The following is a 23,280-nucleotide window of genomic DNA, read 5'->3' on the forward strand; positions in this document are numbered from 1 at the left end:
GAACGCTCAAGGCAGCGAGATCGTCAGATTTGCCGATTGCGGCCCGAGCTTGATGAGTTGCGTATACGGGGCGAGCATGTGCACCGTGTTGTCGCGCAGCCAGGTGCTGAGGCCGAGCCAGGCGAGCAGACCCACCAGCGCGAACACCGCGCCGATGGCCCACAGCGGCACCTCGCGTTTGAGGCGGTGCGCAACCTGATCGGGCAGCGGCCAATGCGGCGCGAAGGCCGCGCGCTTGCCCTTGATATGCGCGATCTCGTCGCCCAGGCGCGCCGTGAGATAGGCGAGCTTTTCCGGCCCCTCGAGAATGTACTTGCCCTGGAATCCGAGCAGCAGGCACATATGGAAGACCTCGAGCGACTGCAGCCGCGGCGCGCCTTGTGCGCGACATTCCTCGAGATACTGGAAGAACTTCTCGCCCGCGAGTTGCTCGCCAAAGAGCGCGAGCTGCAAGGGGCGGCGTTCCCACTCGGCGCGAATACGGAACGACGACGCCAGCACCGATTCGTCGAGTGCGGCGCAGAACGCGAACTTGGCCGCGTACACGTCTTCGGCCGCGACGTTCAGTTTTTTCGCGCCGCGCTCGAAATCGCCCAGAAACTGCTGCACGCGCGCGCCGAATTCGCTGGCGTCGCCGGGCTCGCGGCCGTTCTTCAACAGGAACAGCATGAAGAAGCCGTCGTAGAGCAAATCGAGCAGCGAGCGCACCTGGTAAGCGGGCTCCGCGGCAGGCGCGGGGTGATTCACGGGCGGCGCCGCGTCGCCGAAAAGGGAAGGGGCGTTGCTCATGACGTCACCGCGATCAGTTCGAGTTTGAGATCGTTGATGCCCGAGGGCGCATAGACCATGGCCGACTGCGCCTGCACCATGCGCTCATAAAGCGCGCTACGCGCCTCGAACGCGAAATAGCATGCGCCGGGCCGCACGGGAATGGCGGGCGGCACCTGGGGCGTGTAGACGAGCCGCACGCCCGGCATGGCCGAGAGCACGAGCTTGTCGACGTCGTCGGGCGCGCCGACCTTGAAGCGAGCCGGCACGGCCTCGACGAGGTCGACGGCGGGCATGTCTGCCGAAACCGCGAGATAGAAGGTGGTCTTGTCGTCGATCTTGCCCGAATCGAGCCGGCCGATATGGAACGACGGACGCACTTCTTCGAGCGCAATGGCGAAGTATTGCGTGGAGATCACCGTTTCGAGCAGGTCGCGCAGTATCGTATCGAGGCGCGCAAAGCCGGGGCCGGGATCGTCGTGACGGTACGCCGGCAGGTCGGCCAGCGCGTAGCCCTTGGAGAACGTCATGAGCTGGCCCGCGAGGCGCAGCAGCTCGTGAAAGAGCCGCTCGGGGTGAAGCGCCGCATGCTGATAGAGATGTGCGAGCGTGGCGAACGCGCCGCTCGCCGTATGCAGCAGCCAGAACGAGGCGATGTCGCCCGAACGGAACTCGATGATGTTCTTGGTCGGCTCGCGATGAAAGCCGTAGAGCGCATTGACCTTGGCCTGCAGCGCGTCGATGAGGCGGCGCAGACGCTGGTGCAGGAGCGGCGACGCTTCGATGGCGAGACTCGGCGGCACGAAGCTTTCGTCGACCTCGAATCCCGAAGTCGCAGTGCGCCGCACGCGTGCGACGGGCACCGAGAGCAACTGATCGCGCGGCTCGCTGTGCGCGATCAGCTTGACGTTCGTTTTCAGGAACGTCACGTCGGCCTGCGCGGCGTCCGTGTAGTGATCGGCTACGCTCGCCTGCTCGCTCACGTAACGCGTGACGAAGCCGTCGTTGCGATCCGGCGCGTAGTTCGTGCCGGTTTCGCGCATCTGGTGCAGCGCCAGGTAGAACGTGAATTCGTTGATGCCCTCGGGCAGCGTGTCGAGCGCCACGGGCGGCGGCAGGTCGTCGGCCTGCGGCGCGCTGTAGAGCGTGCCGTCCGGAAACACGAGCGCGAGTTCGCTCATGCGCAGCATGTTGCTGCCCAGTGCGTCGTGGTCGAGCCGCGCGGTGCGCACGCCCCAGTTGTACGGCGCAATGGCCTGGATCGATTCGAAGAGGCGCGCTTCGTGGTAGGCGTCCTGCCGCTGGAAGTGCTGAGGCCTGAGGAACAGGCCTTCTCCCCAAAGCACTTTCGAGGAATAACTCATGTTAAATCGGCTATATGCGTGATTCGGCCCGTGCCGCTCGCGCCGGCGATCGGCGGACTGAAATTGTTAAATATCCCGCTTGCTCGTTACTCTGCCTGGTGCTTTGCCCTTTATTCACCCGCAAGTCACCGACGAAAGCAGATTCAGCTGCTGCGGCGGTAATCCCTGGTCCGGCGAGATCACCGTGCCGCTCGTGACGGTCATTGCGCAGTTATGCAGGCCGACCATTATGCCGGATTTCTCGGATTTCGCAGGATCGAAGGCGAACTTCCAGCGCTGCATGGCCGGATCGCGGAATAGCGCGACGATGCCGAAGGCTTGCGCCTCGCGTGAAACCTTTTCTGTGGCGTTATATCTCTGGCCCGGAATGAGCGTCACTTCGCGCACGCCGAGCAAGTCGCTGCCCAGCGCGCTCTTTTCTTTTGCGGGGTCGGTGAACGTATCGAACGGCGCCTGCTGGAATGACGTAGGGTCCTTCAGCACGTATAGCCGCACGACGAGCGCAAGCGGCTTGCGGTCGGTCGCCGCGTTGAGGTTTTGCGCGGCAAGCAGCGTGATACCGAGGTCGCGCGGGGGTTTCTGGCTGTCCGGCACGTCGGGCTTGCCGATGCCCGCGAGTTGCAAAGCGGCCGACGCCGCACTGCCGAGCGCCGGTACGGCCGCCGCGCAGCCGGCAAGTTGCGCCGCCACGATGAGGATCGATGCGAAACGAATAACACGCGCATTCATTATTTGTTGGCCAGGCGTGAATGCCCGGGGTCCGTTAAGTGGTGATATGCGATCCGGATAATGCTATCCGCATAAAGACGCGTTTAACCCCGCGTGGCGCCGATAAGCGGTTGATTATGTGATGCGGCAAACTTTTCCGGCTCGCTCGTGTTTTCAATTGCACGAGTGAGAAATTCTTTCCTGTGTGAATTTCTTGTGGCAGTAAACCTCGCGTCGAAGAAGCTATTTAGTGTCGGCGCATTACATTAAGAAGTTGAATTATCAAAATTTGGGCTGTACTATACCCGCGCGCTAGAGCTAAAGCAAAACTCTAGTTCCCTCCCATCGAATTAATAATTACACGCTGGTGAAAGAATGATAAACCGGGTCATTTCAAGGCTCTCCGGGGTGGTGCTGGCATGCGGGGTAATCGCGGGCTGCGCTACGCAGGACCATAATCTCGCGGCATCGCCAGACGCATTCAACAAGGCGCTAGCCGACGCCGATACCGCGGCGAAGGGCGGCGATCAGGATCGCGCGATCGCGCTTTACCAGAAACTCGCCGCTGCGGATCCCACGCGCGAAGAACCGTGGTCGCGCATCGCGCAGATCCAGTTCCAGCAGCAACACTATGGACAAGCCATCGTGGCGGCGCAGGAAGCGCTGCAGCGCGATCAGACCGACCGCGCCGCGAAGAGCGTGCTGGCCGTGGCCGGTTTGCGCGTCGCGACGCAGTCGCTTGGCGAACTGCGCCAGGATGCCTCGCTACAGGGTGATGCGAAGTCCGATGCGCAGGCACTCGCGAAGCAGTTGCGCGACACGCTCGGCGAGGATTCGCTGTTCCCGCCCGAGCAGGCGGATAAGCCCGCGCTGAAGAAGCGCCGCATCGTTCGCCATGTGCAGAAGCCGGCGGCGAAGCCCGTTGAAACAGCCGAGGCTGCACCGTCCGCGCCCGCAGCCCCCGCGGCTGCGGCTCCTGCGCCCGCGCCCGCCAAAGCGGCGCCGGCCAAAGCGGCGGCAAGCGGTGGTGCGTCCGATCCGTTCAGCGCACTGCGCTGAACCGCACGGCGGTGAATTGCTGACAACAGGTCTTGAACGACTCGAACACGGGAGCCCTCGATGGCCAAGAAAGAAAGTATTCAGAAGCGCTTGCAGAAAGTGCGGCCGCCGCGCGTCCAGTTGACGTACGAAGTCGAACTCGGCGACGCGATTGAGGTGAAGGAACTGCCGTTCGTAGTCGGCGTGATGGGCGATCTCGCGGGTCAGTCGGAAGTCGAACAGCCGCGGCTGCGCGACCGCAAGTTCGTCAATATCGACCGTGACAATTTCGACGACGTCATGAAGGGCATCGAACCGCGCGCGGCGTTCCAGGTCGAAAACCGCTTGAGCGAGGCGGGCGGCAAGTTCGCCGTGGACTTGCGCTTCCGTTCGATGGCCGACTTCAATCCCGACGAAGTCGTCGCGCAGGTCGAGCCGCTGCGTCGTCTGCTCGAGGCACGCTCGAAGCTCGCGGACCTGCGCAACAAGCTCGCCGGCAACGACAAGCTCGAAGACCTGCTAAGCGAGGTGCTGGCCAATACGCAGCAATTGCAGGCGCTCGCGGGCAACACGGGCGGCGCTGGCGAAGCGGATCGTGGCGAGCGCAACGAATCCGGCGACGGCAACGAGCAATAAGCGCGAGGGGAAATCGACATGAATCAGCAGACTGGCGCAGTTCGCGCACCGGCCCTGGAAGAAGCCAAGGCCGCGCCCTCGTTGCTCGACGAGATCGTCGAAAAGAGCAAGGTGGCCAAATCCGAATCCGAGCACGCTCGCGCGAAAGACCTCATTGGCGAGCTCGTGCATCAGGTGCTGGAAGGCACCGTGATCGTCTCGAGCAATCTTTCCGCGACGATCGATGCCCGCGTGGCCGAACTCGACCGCCTGATCTCGGCGCAGCTGAGTGCCGTGATGCACGCGCCGGAATTCCAGGGGCTCGAAAGCACCTGGCGCGGCCTCGAGTATCTGTGCAAGGAAAGCAATACCGGCTCGACCATCAAGATCAAGGCGCTGCACGCGCCCAAGCGCGACATCGTGCGCGACTTCAAGACCGCCGTCGAATTCGACCAGAGCGCGCTCTTCAAGAAGATCTACGAAGAAGAGTTCGGCACGTTCGGCGGCGCGCCCTTCGGTGCGCTGATCGGCGACTACGAAGTGACGCGCCAGCCCGAAGACATGTATTTCATCGAGCAGATGTCGCATGTCGCGGCGGCGGCGCATGCGCCGTTCGTCGCATCGGCCTCGCCGGAACTGCTCGGCCTCGAGTCGTTCGCCGACCTTGGCAAGCCGCGCGATCTCGGCAAGGTGTTCGACACCGTCGAATACACGAAGTGGAAGTCGTTCCGCGACGCAGAAGATTCGCGCTACGTGGGTCTCACGCTGCCGCGCTTTCTCGGCCGCCTGCCGTTCAATCCGAAGGACGGCGCGACGGCGGAAGGCTTCAATTTCGTCGAAGACGTGGACGGCACGGATCACGCAAAATACCTGTGGTGTAACGCGGCATGGGCCTTTGCGGCGCGTTTGACCGCGGCGTTCGACGACTTCGGCTGGTGCGCGGCGATTCGCGGCGTGGAGGGCGGCGGCCTCGTGGAAGACCTGCCCACGCATACGTTCAAGACCGACGACGGCGAGATCGCGCTGAAATGCCCGACCGAAATCGCCATCACCGACCGGCGCGAAAAGGAACTGAGCGACCTCGGCTTCATTCCGCTCGTCCATTGCAAGAACTCGGACTACGCCGCGTTCTTTGCCGCACAGTCAGTGCAGAAGCCCAAAAAATATAGTACCGACAACGCGAACGCGAATGCCGTGCTTTCGGCGCAGCTGCAATACATCTTCTCGGTGTCGCGCGTGGCGCACTATCTGAAGGCGATGATGCGCGACAAGATCGGCAGCTTCGCGTCCGCGCAGAACGTCGAAGTGTTCCTGAACCGCTGGATTTCGCAGTACGTGCTGCTCGACGACAACGCCTCGCAGGAACAAAAGGCGCAGTTTCCGTTGCGCGAGGCATCGATCCAGGTCAGCGAGATTCCGGGCAAGCCGGGTTCGTACCGGTCGGTCGCGTTCCTGCGGCCGCACTTCCAGCTCGACGAACTGTCGATTTCGCTGCGGCTCGTGGCGGATCTGCCGAAGCCGGCGAATGCATAAAACCGCGCGAGCGCGCAACTGAGTTGAGCAGGAGCGGTCCGCTATCCAGCGGATCGCACCGGGAAGCAACCCGGGGGCATCGCCCTCGGGCCCGCGTTAGCAAACTACCGTAAACCACCACTCTGGGGAGTCGAGGCGTTATGAAGGACATCTATCTAAAATTCGGCAATCCGGCCATCAAGGGCGAGTCGCAGGACAAGGACCATGCTGGCTGGATCGAAATCGATTCGTGGAATCACTCGATTCTGCAGCCGCGTTCGGCAACGGCCTCGACGGCGGGCGGTCACACGGTCGAGCGCTGCGAGCATGCCGACATGCGCTTCCTGAAGGACATCGACGTGGTGAGCCCGCTGCTCTATCAGCACGCTTCGGGCGGCACGACCTTCGACGAAGTCACGATCGACTTCATGCGCTCGGACGGCGAGGGTAACCGCATCAAGTACCTCGAAATCAAGCTCAAATACGTGATCATTTCCAGCATCACGCCGGAAGTGGTCGGCGAAGGGCTGCCCACGGAGCAGTTTTCGCTGAAGTATGCGGCCGTGCAGTGGAAGTACACGCAGCAGAAGATCGGCGGCAACCAGGGCGGCAATGCGCAAGGCGCATGGAGCCTCACGAAGAACGACAAGACCTACGCGGTCTGACGCGGCGTGCGCAGGCGGCGCGCGCGATCGCGTGCAATGCCTGCGCCGGTTTCATCTGGCTGACCGACTCTATTTGAACCGATGAAGCGTTTCGAGCCAGGACTGCTTGACAAGCTCTTCGACGACGATCCGCATTCGCCGGCACCGGCGGCATTGCGGCAGTTCTCGATCGAAGAGCTCAAGGCGACCGTTGCGCGCGATCTGGAGTCGATCCTGAATTCGCGCATCGCGTTCACCGAGCACGAACTCGCGATGTTGCCCGAGTGCCGCCGTTCGATCCTGACCTACGGGCTGAACGATTTCGCTGGCTTGAGCCTCGCGAGTCATTACGACCGCGCGTTCATCTGCAAGTCGATCCAGCAGGCGATCGAGCGGCACGAGCCGCGTTTGCAGCGCGTAACGGTGACGCTCGAACTGAACGAGCGCTCGACCAACGCACTGTACTTCGCGATTCAGGCGTTGTTAGTGGTGCATCCGGCGCAAGAGCCGGTGAGTTTCGACGCGATGCTGCAGCCATCGACGCTGCAGTATTCGGTCACGCGCGCACGCGCAAAAGCATGACGCGGCCGCGACCGGCGGCGCGCGACATGGCATGACACAAAGGTAGTTTTGGGGGGCGGGAGCGTACCGATGGAAGAGCTGTTGCCGTATTACGAGCGCGAATTGTCGTTCCTGCGGCGTTATTCGCGCGAATTCGCCCAGCGCTACCCGAAGATCGCGGCCCGCCTCGCGATGACGGGGGAGCACTGCGAAGACCCGCACGTCGAGCGGATGATCGAGTCGTTCGCGTTGCTCGGCGCGCGCATCAACAAGCGACTCGACGACGACTACCCGGAGTTCACCGAGGCGCTGCTGGAGGTGCTCTACCCGCATTATTTGCGCCCATTCCCCTCGTGCTCGATCGCCCAGTTCGGCGCCGCGGGCGCGCTCGGCAATCTCACCGAGCCGGCCGTGATCGAGCGCGGCACGGAACTGAAGTCCCGGCCGATCCGCGGCGTGCAATGCCGCTTTCGCACCGCCTATGACGTGACGCTCGCGCCGATCCGCGTTTCGGAGGCGCGCTACGTGCCGACGGCGATCGCACCGAGCGCGACCGTGCTCCCGCCGAATGCAACCGGCGTCCTGTCGATCACGTTCGAGTCGACGTCGCCGCAGTTCGACCTCTCTGCGTGGAGAAGCGGCGGGCTGCGCACTTACCTGCACGGCGAGCAGTCGTTCATCGCGGCGCTCGGCGATTGCCTCTTCGTGCACGCGATCGCCGCCTACGCCGAGCCCGAACGCAATGGCCGCTGGCGCGCGCTCTCCGCGCTGCCGTTCGCGCAAGCCGGCTTCGACGCGGCTGACGCGCTGATCGACTATCCCGCGAAATCGCACCCTGCGTACCGCTTGCTCACGGAGTATTTTGCGTTTCCGGACAAGTTCGATTTCGTCGACTTCGACCTCGCGGCAATGACCGCCGCGGCGGGCCGCTGCCAGCGACTCACGCTTCATATCGTGCTCAAGGACGTGCGCGGCGACTCGCACGTGGCACGGTTGCTCGACGCACTCGCGGCGCATCATCTGCGGCTTTTCTGCACGCCCGTGGTGAACCTCTTCAAGCAGCACGGCGAGCCGATTCGCCTCGATCATCAGGCGGTCTCGTATCCGGTGGTGGCGGAGGGCCGGCGAGCGTTCGCCTATGAAGTTTATTCGATCGACTCCGTGCAACTGGTGCGGCAACGCGCACACGAAGAAACGGTCGTCGAGTTCCGGCCTTTTTATTCGCTGCGGCATGGCGAATCGATGCGGGCCGGCCACTACTGGTTCGCCCGGCGCGACGAAGCCGTCGCGCAAAAGAGTCCGGGCTACGAAACCGAAATCTCGATCGTCGATATCGACTTCGAAGTCGATACCGAGCAAAACGAAACATTGAGCCTCGATCTGACCTGTACCAACCGCGATTTGCCCACTGCGCTCGCGACCGGGCTCGAAGGCGGCGATCTGTTTCTGGAGGGCGGCGCGATGGCGAGCAGCATCGCGCTCCTGATGCGACCGACGCCGTGCGTGCGCTTCGAGCGCCGCCAGGCCACGCACTGGCGGCTCATTTCGCATCTCGCGCTCAATCACGTCTCGCTCGTGAACCACGGCGCCACCACGCTCAAGGAAATGCTCGCGCTCTATGACCTGCGGCGCACGGCGGTTTCGGCGCGGCACGTGGACGGCATCGTCGACGTCGAGCAGCGCGCCGCCGTGCAATGGCTGCCCGGCAAGCCGTTCGCGACCTTCGTGCGCGGCATCGAAATCCGCCTGACCGTCGATGAGGATCACTTCGTCGGCACGAGCCTCGGAACGTTCGTACGCGTCATCGACGTGTTTTTCGGGCTTTACGTGCACATCAACAGCTTCGTGCAACTGGTCGTCGTTTCGCGGCGCACCGGCGAGGAGATCATGCGATGCAGCCCCCGCAGCGGCGAATCGATTCTGGCGTAATCGAGCGGCTGCTCGATGAGCCGCACCGCTTTGGTTTTTTCCAGGCGGTGCGCCTGCTTGAACGCTGGTTCGTCGACAAGGCCGGCGCGCGGCAGCGTGACGTGCTCCCACAGCGTATCGGCTTTCGCAACACGCTGTCGCTCGCGTTTCCTGCCAGCGAGATCGCGGGTGCCGTGTCTTATGACGCGGCTGGCGCGCCGCTGGCCGATGCCGGCCAGCGCACGGCGGCGCTCGATGCAGGCGAACTCGAACGCGTGGATCTCACGCCCGCGTTCTTCGGGCTGCTGGGCGCGCAAGGCGCGCTGCCGCTGAACTACACCGAGCAGATCGTCGCGCGCGAGCAATTGCGGCGCGACCGCGCGGCACGCGAGTTTTTCGACGTGTTCTCGAACCGCGCCACGGCGCTGTTCTATTCGGCGTGGAAAAAGTACCGGCTGCCGTTGCACTACGAACTCGATCGCGACGAACGCTATCTGCCACTGCTGCTCGCGCTTGCGGGCGTGGCCAACGACGCGTCGCGCGAGAGCCTGCAGGACGGCGGCGGCGCGCTCTTCGACGAGGCGATCGCGGGGCATGCGGTGGCCGCGCGTCATCAGCCGGTTTCCGCCGCGTATCTGCGCCAGACGCTCTCCGACTATTTCGGCGTGCCCGTGCAGGTCGAGCAGTTCGTGGGCAAGTGGTACGACGTGCCGCCCGACCAGCTTTCCATGCTCGGCCAGCGCAACGTGATGCTCGGTGCAACGGCGCTTGCGGGCGAGCGCGTCTGGCAGCGCGACATGCGTGCGCGCCTGGTGATCGGGCCGCTTTCGAAGGCCGACTATGAGGCTTTCCTGCCGGGCGCGGAACACGCGCTCGCGCTCGAACGCATGCTCACGCTGCTCGCGCGAGTGACGCTCGAATACGAGGTGCTGCTGGTGCTGCGCCGCGAGGAAGTCGGGCCGAGCCGCCTGGGCGCCGGCGCGCGTCTGGGCTGGGATGCTTTCCTTTGCACGCACGAAGCCGACCGCGAGCGCCGCGACGCACGCTACGAACTGCACGTCATTCATTGAATACACGAGACCCGAGGCCGGACCGGACGACATGAGCACGCCCCTGAAAACCCTGATCGCGAAGCTGAACACGACTTGCCGGCTGGCTACCGAGCGTGCGGCCAGTGCGTGCCTGTCGCGCGGGCACTACGAAGTGGACCTCGAACATGTGCTCCTCGCGCTGCTCGAGGAACCGGCCAGCGACCTCGTATGCGTGCTGCGTGCGTCGCGCGTCGATGCGCATGCGCTGCGTGCGGATCTGGAACGCGAACTGCAACGCCTCAAGACGGGCAACACGCGCACACCGGTGTTCTCCCCGCATCTGATCGCGCTGTTCGAGCAGGCCTGGCTGATCGCGTCGCTCGACTCGCAGATCGGGCGCATCCGTTCCGGTCATCTGCTGCTCGCGCTCTTGAGCGCGCCCGATCTTGCGCAGTTCGCGCAGCGCATATCGACGCGTTTCGCTGAGATTCCTGTCGGCGAACTCAAGCATCGTTTTGATGAAGTGACGCTCGGTTCGGTCGAGGTCGAGCCTGTCGAAGGCGCGGCAGAAGCTGGTGGCGAGGTCGGAAGCGCAACAAGTGTCGCTGCGTCGAAAACGCCCGCTCTCGACACCTACACGACTGACCTGACCCAGCGTGCGCGCGAAGGGTTTGTCGACCCGGTGATCGGGCGCGAAGCGGAGATCCGCCAGACGATCGATATCTTGATGCGCCGCCGCCAGAACAACCCGATCCTCACCGGCGAGCCGGGCGTGGGCAAGACGGCCGTGGTGGAAGGGCTCGCACTGCGCATCGCCGCGGGCGATGTGCCAGAGGCGCTGAGCGGCGTTGCGCTGCGCGTGCTGGACATGGGGTTGCTGCAGGCCGGCGCGAGCGTGAAGGGCGAGTTCGAGAACCGTCTGAAAAGCGTGATCGACGAGGTCAAGAAGAGTGCGCAGCCCATTGTGCTCTTCATCGACGAGGCGCATACGATCATCGGCGCAGGCGGTCAGGCCGGCCAGAACGATGCGGCGAACCTGCTCAAGCCCGCGCTCGCGCGTGGCGAGCTGCGCACGATCGCCGCGACGACGTGGAGCGAGTACAAGCGTTACTTCGAGAAAGATGCGGCACTGGCGCGGCGTTTTCAGGTGGTCAAGATCGAGGAGCCCGACGAAACGCTCGCGGCGGCCATGCTGCGCGGCATGGTGGGGCTCATGGAGCGCCACTTCGACGTGCGCATTCTCGACGAGGCGATTACCGAGGCCGTGCGGCTTTCCCACCGGTATATCAGCGCGCGGCAACTGCCCGATAAGGCCGTGAGCGTGCTCGATACCGCGTGCGCCAGAGTGGCGCTCGCGCAGGGCGCGACGCCTGGTGCGATCGATGACGGCAAGAAGCGCATCGAACGTATCGAAGCGGAGATCGCCTCGCTCGAGCGGGAAACCGTGCATGGCGCCGAGCATGAGGGGCGCCTCGTGGCGCTGCGCGAGGCGCGGGACACTGCCGCTCGCGAACTGGCAGAAAGCGAGGCGCGCCACGCCGAGGAGCGCGAACTCGTGGCGCAGATCACGAAACTGCGTGGCCAGATCGACGCGGCGCGCGAAGACAGTACGTCATCCGAACGAATGCGCGAAGCCGATGCCGCGCGCGAATCGTTGCCGCCGCTCATCGCGCGCCTGCACGCGCTGCAGGAGAACGCGCCGATGGTGCCGCTGCAGGTCGACGCACACGTGGTGGCGGAAATCGTCGCGTCATGGACCGGGATTCCGCTGGGCCGCATGGTGAAGGACGAGATCCAGACCATGCTGAATCTTCATCCGCTGCTGGCCGAGCGCGTGATCGGCCAGGATCATGCGCTAGAAGCCATCGCGCAGCGCGTGCGCACGGCGGGCGCGAATCTGGAGGACCCGAACAAGCCACGTGGCGTCTTCATGTTCGTGGGACCGTCCGGCGTGGGCAAGACGGAGACGGCGCTCGCATTGGCCGACATTCTGTACGGCGGCGAGCGCAAGCTCATCACCATCAACATGAGCGAGTATCAGGAGGCGCACAGCGTATCGGGCCTGAAGGGCTCGCCGCCCGGCTATGTAGGCTATGGCGAGGGTGGCGTGCTGACCGAGGCGGTGCGCCGGAACCCGTATTCGGTCGTGCTGCTCGATGAAGTGGAAAAGGCCCATCCCGACGTGCTGGAAATGTTCTTTCAGGTCTTCGACAAAGGCACGATGGACGACGCCGAAGGCCGTGCGATCGACTTTCGCAATACGCTCATCATCCTCACGTCGAATGTGGGCTCGACTGCGGTCATGCAGGCCTGCCTGAACAAGTCCGTTGAAGAACTGCCTGACGCTGAAGCGCTGGCAGAGTTGCTGCGCCCGCAACTGTACAAGTCGTTCAAGCCCGCTTTCCTCGGCCGCATGAAAGTCGTGCCGTACTACCCGATTTCCGACGACGTGCTCGCGGAGATCATCGAGCTGAAGCTCGAGCGCATTCGCCGCCGCGTCGAGGCAAACCACGGCGCCACATTCGAATGGGACGAGTCACTCGTCGATGCGGTGCTTGCGCGATGTACCGAAGTCGATTCGGGCGCGCGCAACGTCGATCACATTCTGAACGGCACGCTCTTGCCGGAACTCGCACAGCAGGTTCTGGAGCGCATCGCGCAGGGCACGTCGCTCGCGCGCGTGAGCGTGCGCGCCGATGATGCGGGTGAGTTCAAGTACGCGGTGCAATGACCATGACGTTGATACGCGACCCCCATGCTTCGCTCGAAGCCCGACGCCTTAGCCCTTCTGTAGAACGCCATGTCGACTGACACGACCGCGCTGCTAGCGCCCATTAATGAAGCGTCGCCGTGCGGCGCCGACCTGCTGTTTTCGGCGGATTTCGACGCGATCCAGCATGCACGCCGCTTCGATGACCCGTCGCTCGACCAGGGCGAGTGGATCACCGAGATCAAGGAAGCCGACTGGCCTTTCGTCGTCGAACGCTGCACGGCGTTGCTGCGCACGCAGACGAAGGACTTGCGGCTCGCCGTGTGGCTTACCGAGGCGCTCGCGATTCAGGAGGGCGTGCCGGGGCTCACGCAGGGCTATGCGCTCCTGAGCGGACTGGTCGAGCAGTATTGGGAGCAGGTGCATCCGCTACCGGAAGGTGACGATACCGAGTGCCGCCTCGGCAATGTCGCGTGGCTTGCGGGCCGCACGGCGGAATTGCTGCGTTCGGTGCCGCTCACGCAGTCGGGTGTGGCTTTCAGCGCGATCGATTGGGATGTCGCGATGCACGTCGCGCAGGCCGTCAAGCGCGATCCGGATCACGCAGACGATATCGCGCGCGGCAAGCCTTCGGTGGAGCAGATCGACGCCTCGAAGCGGGCCACGCCGGCTTCGTTCTATCGAACGTTGCTCACGCAGTTGAAAGCATTCGAAGCCTCTCTCGCTGCGCTCGATATGGTGCTCGAGGCGCGAGCCGGTGATGCGGCGCCGAGCTTCCGGCAAGCGCGCGAGGCCAACGAGAGCGTGTATGGACTTGCGGAGCGGTTCGCGCGTGACGTGGGCGTGAACCTGAATGCGGAGGCCTTGGAGCCTGCCGTGCAGCCGGCCGCTTCGCCCGTGGCTGTCGAACGCGCGGAACCGAGCTTCAAGACACCTTTGCCCGTTGAGGACACCATGGCGAATCCGATTCGAATGCCGGTACGCGCGTACGCGGGCATACAGAGCCGTGCCGAAGCCGTTGCGCAACTGCGCGCGGTTGCTGTCTTCTTTCGCGAGACCGAGCCGCATAGTCCTGCTGCCTATCTCGCAGACAAGGCGGCGGAATGGGCGGAAATGCCGCTGCACAAGTGGCTTTCGACCGTGGTGAAAGACGATGGCACGCTCGCGCAGATTCGCGAGATGCTGGGTGTGAAGACGGATGATGCGAGTTGAGCATGAATCTCACTGAACTTGTTCAGGTCATTCAGGGCGGTCTGATCCAGCAGGACCGCCTGATCAAGACCGATATTCCAGCCTTGCCGGATAGTGCGCTCGTGCCGCGCAGGGCGGTTCTTTGTTCGGAGCTGGGGCGCGATTTCAGTGGCACGCTCGATCTGGTGTCCACGGCGGGCGACATCGAACTCAAGAAGCTCATTGCGCAGCCAATGACGCTGTGGATTCAGCAAGCGGACAAGTCCTATCTTCCGGTCAACGGCTATATTCATACGGCCCGAAGGCTCGGCGCAGATGGCAGCTTCACCAGCTACCAGCTGACTTACGCGTCATGGATGCACTTTCTCCGGTTCCGCAGCGACATGCGGTACTGGCAGGACAAGAGCGCCGACGCCATCATGACGGACGTATTCAACGAGCATCCGCAGGCGCGCGGCCAGTTCCAGTTCGCCTTGAGCAAGCCGCTGCCGCAACGCTCGTATTGTCGCCAGAGCGAAACCGACTGGAATTTTGTTCACCGGTTGTTAGAAGAAGAGGGTCTGTTCGGCTTCTGGCGTCAGGCCAAGGACGGCAAGTCACATACGTTGGTCGTGACCGACGACATCCATTCGCTCGACGAGGTGTCGCCTAATCCGGTTACGTTCTACCGGTCCGGCACTGGCAGCGAAACGGACGCCTTTACGCAGTGGTCGGGCTCGCGCACGTTGCAAAGCACCGTGCACACGACGCGCACTTTCGACTACAAGACGCCGTCGTCCGCGGTCAATCCCAAAGGGACAACGCTGCCGACGATGGCGAACCAGGGGAATCTGCCCGAGCAAGCTGAGGTCTACGAATATACCGGTGCATATACATACTCGGACCAGACTCGTGGCGAACACCTTTCAAGAGTTCATCTGGAAGAATGGGAGTCGCGTGCCAAACGGTTCTATGCGGCGGGTGGCGTTCGCGGTATGGATGCGGGACTGCGCTTCGAACTGACCGGTCACCCGGAGCACGATCACGATCCGGCGGGCCAGCGGGAATTCGCGGCAATCAAGGTGCGCCGGTACATCGAGAACAACCTGCCGCTTTCGGACCACGAAGCGAGCTTTCCGCACAGCTTGCAGAACGAACTGGCGAGGGCCAAATCCGGGCACACCGGAGAAACTGTTACCCAGGAAGACGGTTCCGCAGGTTTTTATCTGGTCGAAGTCGAAGCGCAGCGCGTGACGGTTCCGTACCGCAGCCCGTTCGAGCACAAGAAGCCAGAAATGCACCTGGAGACGGCTATCGTCGTCGGTCCGCAGGGCGAAGAGGTCTACACGGACGAACTGAACCGGGTGAAGGTGATGTTCATCTGGGACCGGCAGAATTCCGGAGATGCGGGTGCTTCGTGTTGGGTGCGGGTCGCGCAGTCGGATACGGGCGGCGGTTACGGGAGCGTTCACGTTCCTCGGGTCGGTGAAGAAGTGCTGATCGGGTATGTGGGCGGAGATTGCGATCGGCCCATCGTCCTGCATCGCGTCTACAACGGGAGTGTCCAGCCGCAGTGGCACAGCAACGGTATTCTCTCGGGCTACCGGTCGAAGGAGTATTCGGGTTCCGGCTTTAATGAAATGGTGCTCGACGATGCGACGGGGCAGAATCGGGCGAGGTTGTACAGCAGTACGGGGAACAGTGTGCTTCATCTGGGGTATCTGATCGACCAGAGCGGAAATACGCGCGGTTCATACCTTGGATCAGGATTCGATCTGAAGACGGATTCGTACGGTGCGGTGCGTGCTTCGCAGGGGCTGTACGTCACGACGCATCCTAAACAGGCTGGCAGCCAGCAACTGGACGTGAGCGAGGCCAGACAGCAACTCATGGGCGCCAAGAGCGTGGTTGAGTCGATGTCGCAGGCTAGTGAGGCGCATCAGGCGGAGAGTCTCAGTGACGGGCACGATGCGCTCAAGTCCTTTACCGATGCGACACAGAGCAGTGCGCAGGGTGGGGCATCGTCTGGTGGTAGAACGGCTGGAGGTGGCACCGGCAATGCGAACGCGTTCAAGTCGCCCGTCATGCTGGTCGCGAGTCCGTCTGGTATTGCGCTGTCGACGCAGCAGTCAGTGCATTTGGCGAGTGATCAGCAAACTAATTTAGTGAGCGGGAAAAGCACGTTTATTGCCACCGGGAAGTCACTCGTGGCGAGCGTGGCGGAGAAAATAAGTCTCTTCGCGCAGAACGCTGGCATCAAATTGTTTGCTGGCAAGGGCCCCGTGCAGCTGCAAGCGCAGTCGGATGCAATCGAACTGGCGGCGCAGAAAGGGCTGACGGTAATTTCGGCGACCGATATGGTCACAATCTCGGCAAAGACGGGAATTTTGCTGACGAGTGGCGGCGCCTATATCCGGATCGCCGACGGCAATATCCAGATCCACGCGCCTGGGACGGTCGATGTGAAGGGGACGGCGCACAATTTCTCGGGACCGACGCGCCTGGACACGAACTTCCCGTCATGGGTAGCGGCGGACGGCAAACCAAAGCGTTCTACCTCGTTCTCGGGATAAGCGCTTCGTGGAGCGAGCAGGACGCCCTGCGCACCCACGGTGCTTTTATGAGCATAATCAGGAAACCAACAGCATGGCAGCCGACAATGGCGATACGTTGACCCCGGTCTCGCAATGGGCCTATCCCTTTCCACAGAAAAATGCGGCAGGAACAGTGGACCCGGACGCCTATCTGGCCGCACTCCAGGGCAGCGATGGCGCCTTCCCTTTGGGCTTGAACGGTCTATGGCATGGCGGGATTCATCTAGATGAGATCGGCGCGTCGCCGACGGCAGGCGAAAGCGCAATGGACCGCAGCGGCGGCGTACGGTGTATCGCGGACGGTGTGGTCGTGGCTTACCGGCTCGATAGCGACTACCAGCATTTGTCTTATCCAGACAAATCGACGGCGCTATATTCGCGAAGCTTCACCTTGGTCAAACATAGGCTGACCTTGCCCGCGGTGCCGGCGAATGCGCCGAATGCGCCTAACAATGCGTCGCATCCAACTGGCACTCCGTCGCAGACGCCCGCGAACAACCAACCGAACAAGTTGAGCACGGACCCGGCAGATTCGCTGGTCTTTTTCAGCTTATACATGCATTTGGCGCCTTGCACGGTATACAAGCATTCGGAACAGGACAAGAACAAAAAGACCTGGCCGAGTTACTACAACGCCGAACCGCTTTACACCGTCAACGAGAAGCGCGCTACCGATAAGCAAGAGAACGTCAAGGACGGGGAGCCGATCAAAGGCTCGCATGTGCATCGCGACAACCATGGCCATGTAGGCGAGAACATTGGAATTTTGCCGTCGGGCAGCAAAGTTAAACTTCAACGTCTGGCACATACGCCGAAGAACTGGGGGCGCATTGCCAGCATCGTTTCCGGTGGCATCGTCCCGCTTGTGCCCGGAAAGGAGGCGCCGGCGGATGCGTCGCATGGCTGGGTATTTATCCCGTGGCTCGATGGCGAGATCGATCCTGCGGCCCTCGACAGCGTTTATGTGCTGCCCACGCCGGTACGCATTGGTGCCGGTGACGTGATCGGCTATCTGGGTGAATATCAGAATGTCGAGCATACGTCGACTTTGCCGCCGAGTCCGCAACGTGCGTTGCTGCATGTCGAGGTGTTCGCAGGCGACGATTTACAGGCGTTTTTAGCGCGCAGCCGCGCGCGTGCGGCGCAGTTGACGCAGGAGCCAAAGACACAACTGGTGCTGTCGAAAGGGGCGAATCTGTACGGCTGTAAGACCGATGGCGATTTTACGTTGCCCGCGAACACTGCGGTGACGGTTGCGAAAGACGCACCACAGACGGGCATGTGGACCAAGGTGCAGGCCAAGGCGGCTGGCGCCAACAGCGCAACGGATTACTGGATTTTGCGCAGTGAGCTGGCAAGCAAAGACTCACGACGCGCATGGAATTCCTTTCCGTTGTCGTTGTCGGCGGCGCCCACTGGAAGCAGCGACTACACGCGCGTTGTTAATATCGCCGGTCTGACCGAACATTTGGACGACAAGAAGAGCAAGTGGTACGAGGTCGATGCGGGCGATGCCAGTATGAAGACGGTCAAAGGGTTCGTTTGCGCATCCGGACAGCCGAATGTCTCGCTGCAGAACAAATGGGCATGGGCCGGATTTGAATTGCTGTCGTCGAATCTGACGACAGCCGATATGTACAAACGTTACCTTTACCTGAAAGGCGACAACGCAACTGCAGACGAAAAGAGCGCGTTCGAGGCGAGTTTCAACACGGCGAAAAGCGATGCGCTGATCGCAAAGCTTGATGAGATTCTGACGCCAAGGAGCGACCCGCAAGGCAAGATCGGTGGACGGAGTCTGCTCTCTGCATTGGACCTGAAATGGCGCGCGAGTCGTATCGATCATTTGGTCGTGAAATACGAGAGCGAGTGGGGCGGCCCGATGAGCAAATGGGACGCGCTCGACTCTTTTATGCATGATGGTCTGCCGTATTGGAAGACGGAGAAAGAGCGGATCAAGCTGTTGCAGATGTGGGATGCTTGCCAGGCGGCACTGAATCCCGTGTCGGCACCGAGTGTCTATCATTTGCATCCGGTGGGGATCGTGGGGAATTTCTTCGATCCCGACGCTTGTGCTTGCGGCTGCTGCGTAACGGTGACCGGAACGCGCTTCAAGAAGGATGCGAATACGTATTGGTATGGCCCGCAGCATTCGGGTTCGATCTCGCTGGGCAACTGTCCGGCGTTGGCGACGATGCGGACCAACGGGACCCTAAGCGAGACCGAGGAAAGGATTCTGCGCGCCATGTCGCAGAATGAAGGCAAGGTGGATACGGTTCAAGCGATCGATGTAGCAATCATCAGCGCTGGGGCAATGCAGAAGACCATCCGTGGTTCGGCAAGCCAAGGCGAACTGGCCACCCAGATCGCTGCGTTTCGAGACGCGCATCCTGCTGAGTACCAACGGTATTTTGCTAATTGCGGCTGGACCGTTACCGGTTCGGGCAGCGATGCTTCGCTGGGGTACGCGCATTCGACATTTACGAGTGGCGCCCGGATCATTGGTGACGAGCTTTACACTGCGTTACGGCGCGATTGCTCCATCTCCACTTTTGGCAAGCCGGTCAACTGCCCGCCTGTCGCGTCGATGGCGCACGCTGTGTCGTCACCGCTATACCAAGAGCTGCAAATCAAGGACTTCGTCGATCGGCTCAATCAGGCTATCAACAAGACACCTAGCGGCTACGCTTATCCGATCAAGGATTATCTTCAGTCAGCGCTCGGCCGTGCGACCGTGCTGGATCAGGACGTCAACTGGCCCCGTGCAACACCAGTCAGTATGAAAACTTCGTTGGATCGCTTTTTTCAACACAATCCGCAGGCGTCGCACAATCCGGCAGAATGGGGGGCGAACAGGTCTGCATACGAAACAAGTATCCTGCAAGATTACGGGCCATCGCGCTCTATGGCGCAAGTCAACGGCGAGTCGGTCGCGCCGGGAAGATATCAGCATCTGGTCCAAGCCTTGGGAATGCCATCTTGAGAAAGAAGACTTCAAAATCTATGAAGACAAGTAACCTGCAGTTTCGAATCAGCTTAGTTTGCTTGGATGCTGTTCGTATCGGCACGGGGATTGCCACCGCTTTTCTCCTGACCAACGGCGCTGCTACGCCATCACTTGCCTCCGAAACATCGTCCACATTCCGCTTCGCTCTACCGGGTGGGGCAGCCATTCTTTACGGCAACGCATCGAACCCTCAAGCACCATTGGCCGAGCGGTCCTGGCAACAGGCAGTATTTTATTTCCCGAACGGAGCGACGTTCAGCCTGCTGCCAAGAACTGGCAAAACGAACGCTGGCGGGGCTGCAATTGAACCGCCGAGCGAGAGCGATATTTCGCCGTCCGGCCAATTTGTTGTTGTAGGGCGAGTCGAATCGGGGACGGTATCGTCTGGGCCGGGGCAAGCGGAGTCCGTTCTGAGCCGGGAGTACTGTCCTGTCATTGAGATACGCACGGGGTGTATTACCGCCGATCAAACTGGTGCGATATGCGGAGCGGGCTGGCAAGCTGGCCAGCCCGCACAGTGGGGAACGGAGGATCAAACGAACGTGATGCTGAAGCGCGATCGTCCGTCGGCGAGCAGGCTGCTGCGCTTCATCAGCGCCGGTCAGCCGGTACGATTAGTAATCGACGACGATTCCGGTGCGGACAATCTCTTGCGGTGCGATCCGCTGTCGTCCATTAATCGCGAGGCCTATCAAAAGATTGCAACTGCTTTGCATGCCGCAGGCGCGAGCAACGATGCGCGATTGATAGACGCCGCACTGTCGAATGCCAACGACGGCGCGGCACATACGTTAGAGTCTGCAGTCGCGGATGACCGGCACCGTGCGGCGACTGTGTCGGCACATAATGCAACGCTCTATACGGCACCCGATGATAGCCACGCGAGCCGCGCCTATCTAGTCCAGAACGATACGGTGACGGTATTGAAGCAGTCGCCTGCCGGGTGGGCCTATGTCGACTACGTCACAGCTTCCGGCAAGCATCTGGTTCGATGGGTCAAAGCCGACCAACTGTCGATCGAGCCCTGATGTGATCGAATAACTGAATTGAAATGCCGTGACCACTTTTTCGGGCGTATCGTGCGTAAGCGATTTATCGGAAAGACGACTCTGTCGCCTGGAAGTGTTGCCGTTTCTTGGATTCTGGCCTCAAGTTGGCATTGGAGCTTCCGCAGCGGCGGCGATGGGGTTCGCAGCGACTTGAAGGCTATATGACCTACGACTATCTGACGAAGGTATCCATAAATCGCCCCGTGACGGCGGAGGAGTGCGCGCGTCGCCTCGATATCCGCAAGCCGGCGGCAAGCGATGCGAAAGACAAGCACATGGTCTTTCGAATGAACAACATCTATTTGGACATTTGCGATACCTCATACCAGCAGGTGGGTTGGGCAACCCTAGCCTTTCTCGTCGGATTTCCCGGATTTGCCTATTTTGGCTGGCAGTTCGTGTTGTTCACTCATAGCAGCGCGATTTTCTGGACACTGGTTGTGCCGTGTGCCATAGGATGCGCGTTTTGTGCCGGCATTTTGCTGAAGGACTGCTTCAACTACCGGCACAAGACAATTCGGTTTAACAGGAAAAACCGGATGGTCTATGCCTTCCGCCATAACGGCAAGAACGGGGTCGTTGCCGTGCCTTGGGACAAAGCTTTCTTCTTCACTGACCGGCAGACGTCTTCGCCGCTCTTCGGCGGTGCGCCAACCGTCCTGAGATGTTTCGTGCTCGCCGAGGACAATAAAACCATCGTCAATACCTTCAGTTTTGGCAAACGTACGGTCAACGGGGGATCGGAGACGTCAGCGTGGGGGCGAACGTTCTTGAGCAACTTCTGGCGAACTTCGAATTCGTTCGAAAGTTTATGGAAGACGGCCCGGAATCGCTTCCACCTATCAAGGAGTACTTGCCCGAAGGACCGTCCTTGAGGGCATCGGCGAGTGTGTTGTTTTCCAATTTCAAGGCCGTTCGCAGGGCAAACGCCGCCCTTTGGCTGCTGACGACCGTGATCGCGGTTCCAATGTGCCTGATGGTGTTATTGCATTACATTGCGCAACTGACTAGTCGTGAGCCGGTGTGGCCCGAGGACGTACAACGAGCTTCGCTCCCCGGTGAACCGTCTTCGACGGTGGCGGCCCAAGTGGCGGGACGCTAAGACTCTGACGCGATGGCATTCGACGGCAACATCCGGGTTAAGACTCAGCGGCCTTTGACTGACAAGGGAGATCGTCAGGAAGGCAAAGTTCGTGGGCAACCTCCAGTCCGTGTTCGCCTGGCTTAGCTGGAAAACGTGCCGTGAGCCGGTTTTGCCAGAAGCCATCCAGCAGTCATCGAAGCTCGACACATTCGTGGCGAGCGCCACTAAAGTCGGATCAGAGAAAAATCTCAGGGAGCAAATATGACTCGCAAATTCATACTGAAAGACGACAAGACCGATCAAAACGGCGTCGTTATGGATGGCATCGAGGGGTCTTCGTTTTCCGGGAGGCCGATGGCCTATATCGGAGCACCGGTCATGTGCCACACCTGCAATACCCAAGGTGTCATCGTGTCGGATGGAACTCCGCACACGCTGACGGTAATGGGAAAACAGGTCGCTCTAGAAGGCGACCTGTGTCAGTGCCACTGTCAACCCCAGCCGAAGCTTGTGGCATCGCAAACCACGGGAACGCTTTCCGCCTGAAGTGATCTGTGGTTGTGATGATAGGCCCGAGGGCCATTCCCCCTACAACCCCGCCCGAAACTCAATCCGCCGATTCCTTGCCCGCCCATCACTCGTATCATTCGAAGCAATCGGCTGATCAGGACCCACACCAGTCGCCGTCATCTGTTGCGGCGAGATCCCCTTGCCGACGAGATACCCTTTAACAGCATCGGCACGCGCCTGGCTCAGCGCAATGTTCGACGCACGATTGCCCGCATTGTCCGTATGCCCGATGATCGCCACAGTACGCGTATTCATCTTCGCAAGCACGGCCGCCATCTGATCAAGAATCGCCCGGCCTTGCGGCGTGAGCGTCGCACTGCCCGTTTCGAATTCGATAGTGCGATTTGCGAGCGTCTGGTCGAGCAGCCCCTGTTCGGACGCGCTCACGCGCAACCCATTGCGGATCGTATAGGTCGGATTGAGCGCGGTGGCCATGTCGCTCGCGATCTGCTGGCGCGTGGCCTCGTTGCCCACCTCGCCGCGCACGTCGATCTGCGTGCCGTCGATCTTCAGTTGTCCTTTATGGATCTGCTTGAGCTGCGCGTTGAGCAGCTTCTGCACGTTATCCGACCAGTTGGGCGGCGTCGCTACGTCGCCCACTTCAATCTGATCCACGACGTTCGCCGCGCCATAGGTCTCGCGCAGACGAGCGAGCACAGCCGCGTGCGTGGCTTCGTCGGGCACCTTGCCGCCTGCCACGACCTGGCCGGGCGCCGTATCGACAGGCGCGGGCGTGGACGTGGCGGTCGAGCGGGGAACAGTATCAGCCGTAGAGGCGGCCGGGTTCGCCGCAGGAAGCTCAGTCGTGCTGACCTGCGCGCCGCTGTTGTTCACGGGCGTGACGCGAGCAGGGCTCGCATCGTCGGCCCACGCGTTCGAGCCAGCGAATCCCAACACGCCAGCCGCGAGCGCCGCAGCCATCGCCGTACGCACAGGAACGCGCGCCT

Annotated in this window: 18 protein-coding genes; 14 read left to right on the plus strand and 4 right to left on the minus strand. The window is 61.6% G+C overall.

Translation table 11 applies throughout. The features are described from left to right. Window positions 1-6: 6 nt before the first annotated feature. From icmH to tssJ, 3 genes are all read right to left on the minus strand, one after another. Window positions 7-789 (minus strand): type IVB secretion system protein IcmH/DotU, encoded by a 783-nt coding sequence (gene icmH, locus AB4Y43_RS19175; protein WP_342948795.1) that lies wholly within the window; start codon window positions 787-789, stop codon window positions 7-9. Beyond that, complete coding sequence (gene tssK / locus AB4Y43_RS19180; protein WP_069266632.1) at window positions 786-2,132, minus strand: type VI secretion system baseplate subunit TssK; 1,347 nt, start codon at window positions 2,130-2,132, stop codon at window positions 786-788. The genes icmH and tssK overlap by 4 nt, the downstream gene beginning before the upstream one ends. A 114-nt stretch (window positions 2,133-2,246) precedes the next feature. Next, complete coding sequence (gene tssJ, locus AB4Y43_RS19185) at window positions 2,247-2,861, minus strand: type VI secretion system lipoprotein TssJ (protein ID WP_342948796.1); 615 nt, start codon at window positions 2,859-2,861, stop codon at window positions 2,247-2,249. Between the two features lie 354 nt (window positions 2,862-3,215). On the opposite strand from tssJ, the gene AB4Y43_RS19190 reads away from it, so the two are divergent. From AB4Y43_RS19190 to AB4Y43_RS19255, 14 genes are all read left to right on the plus strand, one after another. Further along, on the plus strand, window positions 3,216-3,899 hold the full coding sequence (locus AB4Y43_RS19190) for a tetratricopeptide repeat protein (protein WP_368728537.1): 684 nt from the start codon (window positions 3,216-3,218) through the stop codon (window positions 3,897-3,899). A gap of 60 nt (window positions 3,900-3,959) precedes the next feature. Next, on the plus strand, window positions 3,960-4,514 hold the full coding sequence (tssB, locus tag AB4Y43_RS19195) for a type VI secretion system contractile sheath small subunit (RefSeq protein ID WP_342948797.1): 555 nt from the start codon (window positions 3,960-3,962) through the stop codon (window positions 4,512-4,514). Between the two features lie 18 nt (window positions 4,515-4,532). Further along, the gene (gene tssC / locus AB4Y43_RS19200; protein ID WP_069266629.1) at window positions 4,533-6,026 is read left to right on the plus strand and encodes a type VI secretion system contractile sheath large subunit; all 1,494 of its coding nucleotides are present in this window, start codon (window positions 4,533-4,535) and stop codon (window positions 6,024-6,026) included. Window positions 6,027-6,166: 140 nt separating this feature from the next. Then, window positions 6,167-6,670, plus strand: coding sequence for a type VI secretion system tube protein Hcp (locus AB4Y43_RS19205; protein WP_028206760.1), 504 nt, complete (start codon window positions 6,167-6,169; stop codon window positions 6,668-6,670). 81 nt (window positions 6,671-6,751) lie between these two features. Beyond that, window positions 6,752-7,231, plus strand: coding sequence for a type VI secretion system baseplate subunit TssE (gene tssE / locus AB4Y43_RS19210; RefSeq protein ID WP_069266628.1), 480 nt, complete (start codon window positions 6,752-6,754; stop codon window positions 7,229-7,231). A 69-nt stretch (window positions 7,232-7,300) separates the two neighbouring features. Continuing rightward, the gene (gene tssF, locus AB4Y43_RS19215) at window positions 7,301-9,139 is read left to right on the plus strand and encodes a type VI secretion system baseplate subunit TssF (protein ID WP_368728538.1); all 1,839 of its coding nucleotides are present in this window, start codon (window positions 7,301-7,303) and stop codon (window positions 9,137-9,139) included. Beyond that, window positions 9,103-10,188, plus strand: a complete 1,086-nt coding sequence (gene tssG, locus AB4Y43_RS19220; protein ID WP_342948799.1) for a type VI secretion system baseplate subunit TssG — start codon at window positions 9,103-9,105, stop codon at window positions 10,186-10,188. Before tssF ends, tssG begins: the two co-directional genes overlap by 37 nt. 31 nt (window positions 10,189-10,219) lie before the next feature. Further along, a complete protein-coding gene (gene tssH / locus AB4Y43_RS19225; RefSeq protein ID WP_368728539.1) occupies window positions 10,220-12,880 on the plus strand; it encodes a type VI secretion system ATPase TssH in 2,661 nt (886 codons plus the stop codon). Between the two features lie 69 nt (window positions 12,881-12,949). Beyond that, entirely contained in the window at window positions 12,950-14,071 is a 1,122-nt protein-coding gene (gene tssA / locus AB4Y43_RS19230; protein ID WP_368728540.1) for a type VI secretion system protein TssA, read from the plus strand. 2 nt (window positions 14,072-14,073) lie between these two features. Further along, window positions 14,074-16,602: a type VI secretion system Vgr family protein gene (locus AB4Y43_RS19235; RefSeq protein WP_368728541.1), complete on the plus strand. Its 2,529-nt coding sequence runs from the start codon at window positions 14,074-14,076 to the stop codon at window positions 16,600-16,602. A 73-nt stretch (window positions 16,603-16,675) separates the two neighbouring features. Next, on the plus strand, window positions 16,676-19,606 hold the full coding sequence (locus tag AB4Y43_RS19240) for a hypothetical protein (RefSeq protein ID WP_368728542.1): 2,931 nt from the start codon (window positions 16,676-16,678) through the stop codon (window positions 19,604-19,606). Then, the gene (locus AB4Y43_RS19245; RefSeq protein ID WP_368604415.1) at window positions 19,603-20,658 is read left to right on the plus strand and encodes a hypothetical protein; all 1,056 of its coding nucleotides are present in this window, start codon (window positions 19,603-19,605) and stop codon (window positions 20,656-20,658) included. Before AB4Y43_RS19240 ends, AB4Y43_RS19245 begins: the two co-directional genes overlap by 4 nt. A gap of 182 nt (window positions 20,659-20,840) precedes the next feature. Continuing rightward, window positions 20,841-21,554, plus strand: a complete 714-nt coding sequence (locus AB4Y43_RS19250; protein WP_368604414.1) for a hypothetical protein — start codon at window positions 20,841-20,843, stop codon at window positions 21,552-21,554. A 470-nt stretch (window positions 21,555-22,024) separates the two neighbouring features. After that, window positions 22,025-22,309 (plus strand): PAAR domain-containing protein, encoded by a 285-nt coding sequence (locus AB4Y43_RS19255; RefSeq protein WP_368604413.1) that lies wholly within the window; start codon window positions 22,025-22,027, stop codon window positions 22,307-22,309. A 42-nt stretch (window positions 22,310-22,351) separates the two neighbouring features. Here the strand turns inward: AB4Y43_RS19255 and AB4Y43_RS19260 are convergent, their stop codons facing one another. After that, entirely contained in the window at window positions 22,352-23,254 is a 903-nt protein-coding gene (locus AB4Y43_RS19260) for an OmpA family protein (protein WP_368604477.1), read from the minus strand. Window positions 23,255-23,280 lie beyond the last annotated feature (26 nt).

The sequence above is a fragment of the Paraburkholderia sp. BR10872 genome, assembly GCF_040965835.1.
GTDB lineage: Bacteria > Pseudomonadota > Gammaproteobacteria > Burkholderiales > Burkholderiaceae > Paraburkholderia > Paraburkholderia nodosa_A.

What these genes read in the sequence shown, in the direction of transcription:
- icmH (WP_342948795.1), bottom strand. Translation starts at nt 789, where the DNA reads ATGAGCAACGCCCCTTCCCTTTTCGGCGACGCGGCGCCGCCCGTGAAT.
- tssK (WP_069266632.1), bottom strand. Translation starts at nt 2,132, where the DNA reads ATGAGTTATTCCTCGAAAGTGCTTTGGGGAGAAGGCCTGTTCCTCAGG.
- tssJ (WP_342948796.1), bottom strand. Translation starts at nt 2,861, where the DNA reads ATGAATGCGCGTGTTATTCGTTTCGCATCGATCCTCATCGTGGCGGCG.
- AB4Y43_RS19190 (WP_368728537.1), top strand. Translation starts at nt 3,216, where the DNA reads ATGATAAACCGGGTCATTTCAAGGCTCTCCGGGGTGGTGCTGGCATGC.
- tssB (WP_342948797.1), top strand. Translation starts at nt 3,960, where the DNA reads ATGGCCAAGAAAGAAAGTATTCAGAAGCGCTTGCAGAAAGTGCGGCCG.
- tssC (WP_069266629.1), top strand. Translation starts at nt 4,533, where the DNA reads ATGAATCAGCAGACTGGCGCAGTTCGCGCACCGGCCCTGGAAGAAGCC.
- AB4Y43_RS19205 (WP_028206760.1), top strand. Translation starts at nt 6,167, where the DNA reads ATGAAGGACATCTATCTAAAATTCGGCAATCCGGCCATCAAGGGCGAG.
- tssE (WP_069266628.1), top strand. Translation starts at nt 6,752, where the DNA reads ATGAAGCGTTTCGAGCCAGGACTGCTTGACAAGCTCTTCGACGACGAT.
- tssF (WP_368728538.1), top strand. Translation starts at nt 7,301, where the DNA reads ATGGAAGAGCTGTTGCCGTATTACGAGCGCGAATTGTCGTTCCTGCGG.
- tssG (WP_342948799.1), top strand. Translation starts at nt 9,103, where the DNA reads ATGCAGCCCCCGCAGCGGCGAATCGATTCTGGCGTAATCGAGCGGCTG.
- tssH (WP_368728539.1), top strand. Translation starts at nt 10,220, where the DNA reads ATGAGCACGCCCCTGAAAACCCTGATCGCGAAGCTGAACACGACTTGC.
- tssA (WP_368728540.1), top strand. Translation starts at nt 12,950, where the DNA reads ATGTCGACTGACACGACCGCGCTGCTAGCGCCCATTAATGAAGCGTCG.
- AB4Y43_RS19235 (WP_368728541.1), top strand. Translation starts at nt 14,074, where the DNA reads ATGAATCTCACTGAACTTGTTCAGGTCATTCAGGGCGGTCTGATCCAG.
- AB4Y43_RS19240 (WP_368728542.1), top strand. Translation starts at nt 16,676, where the DNA reads ATGGCAGCCGACAATGGCGATACGTTGACCCCGGTCTCGCAATGGGCC.
- AB4Y43_RS19250 (WP_368604414.1), top strand. Translation starts at nt 20,841, where the DNA reads ATGACCTACGACTATCTGACGAAGGTATCCATAAATCGCCCCGTGACG.
- AB4Y43_RS19255 (WP_368604413.1), top strand. Translation starts at nt 22,025, where the DNA reads ATGACTCGCAAATTCATACTGAAAGACGACAAGACCGATCAAAACGGC.
- AB4Y43_RS19260 (WP_368604477.1), bottom strand. Translation starts at nt 23,254, where the DNA reads ATGGCTGCGGCGCTCGCGGCTGGCGTGTTGGGATTCGCTGGCTCGAAC.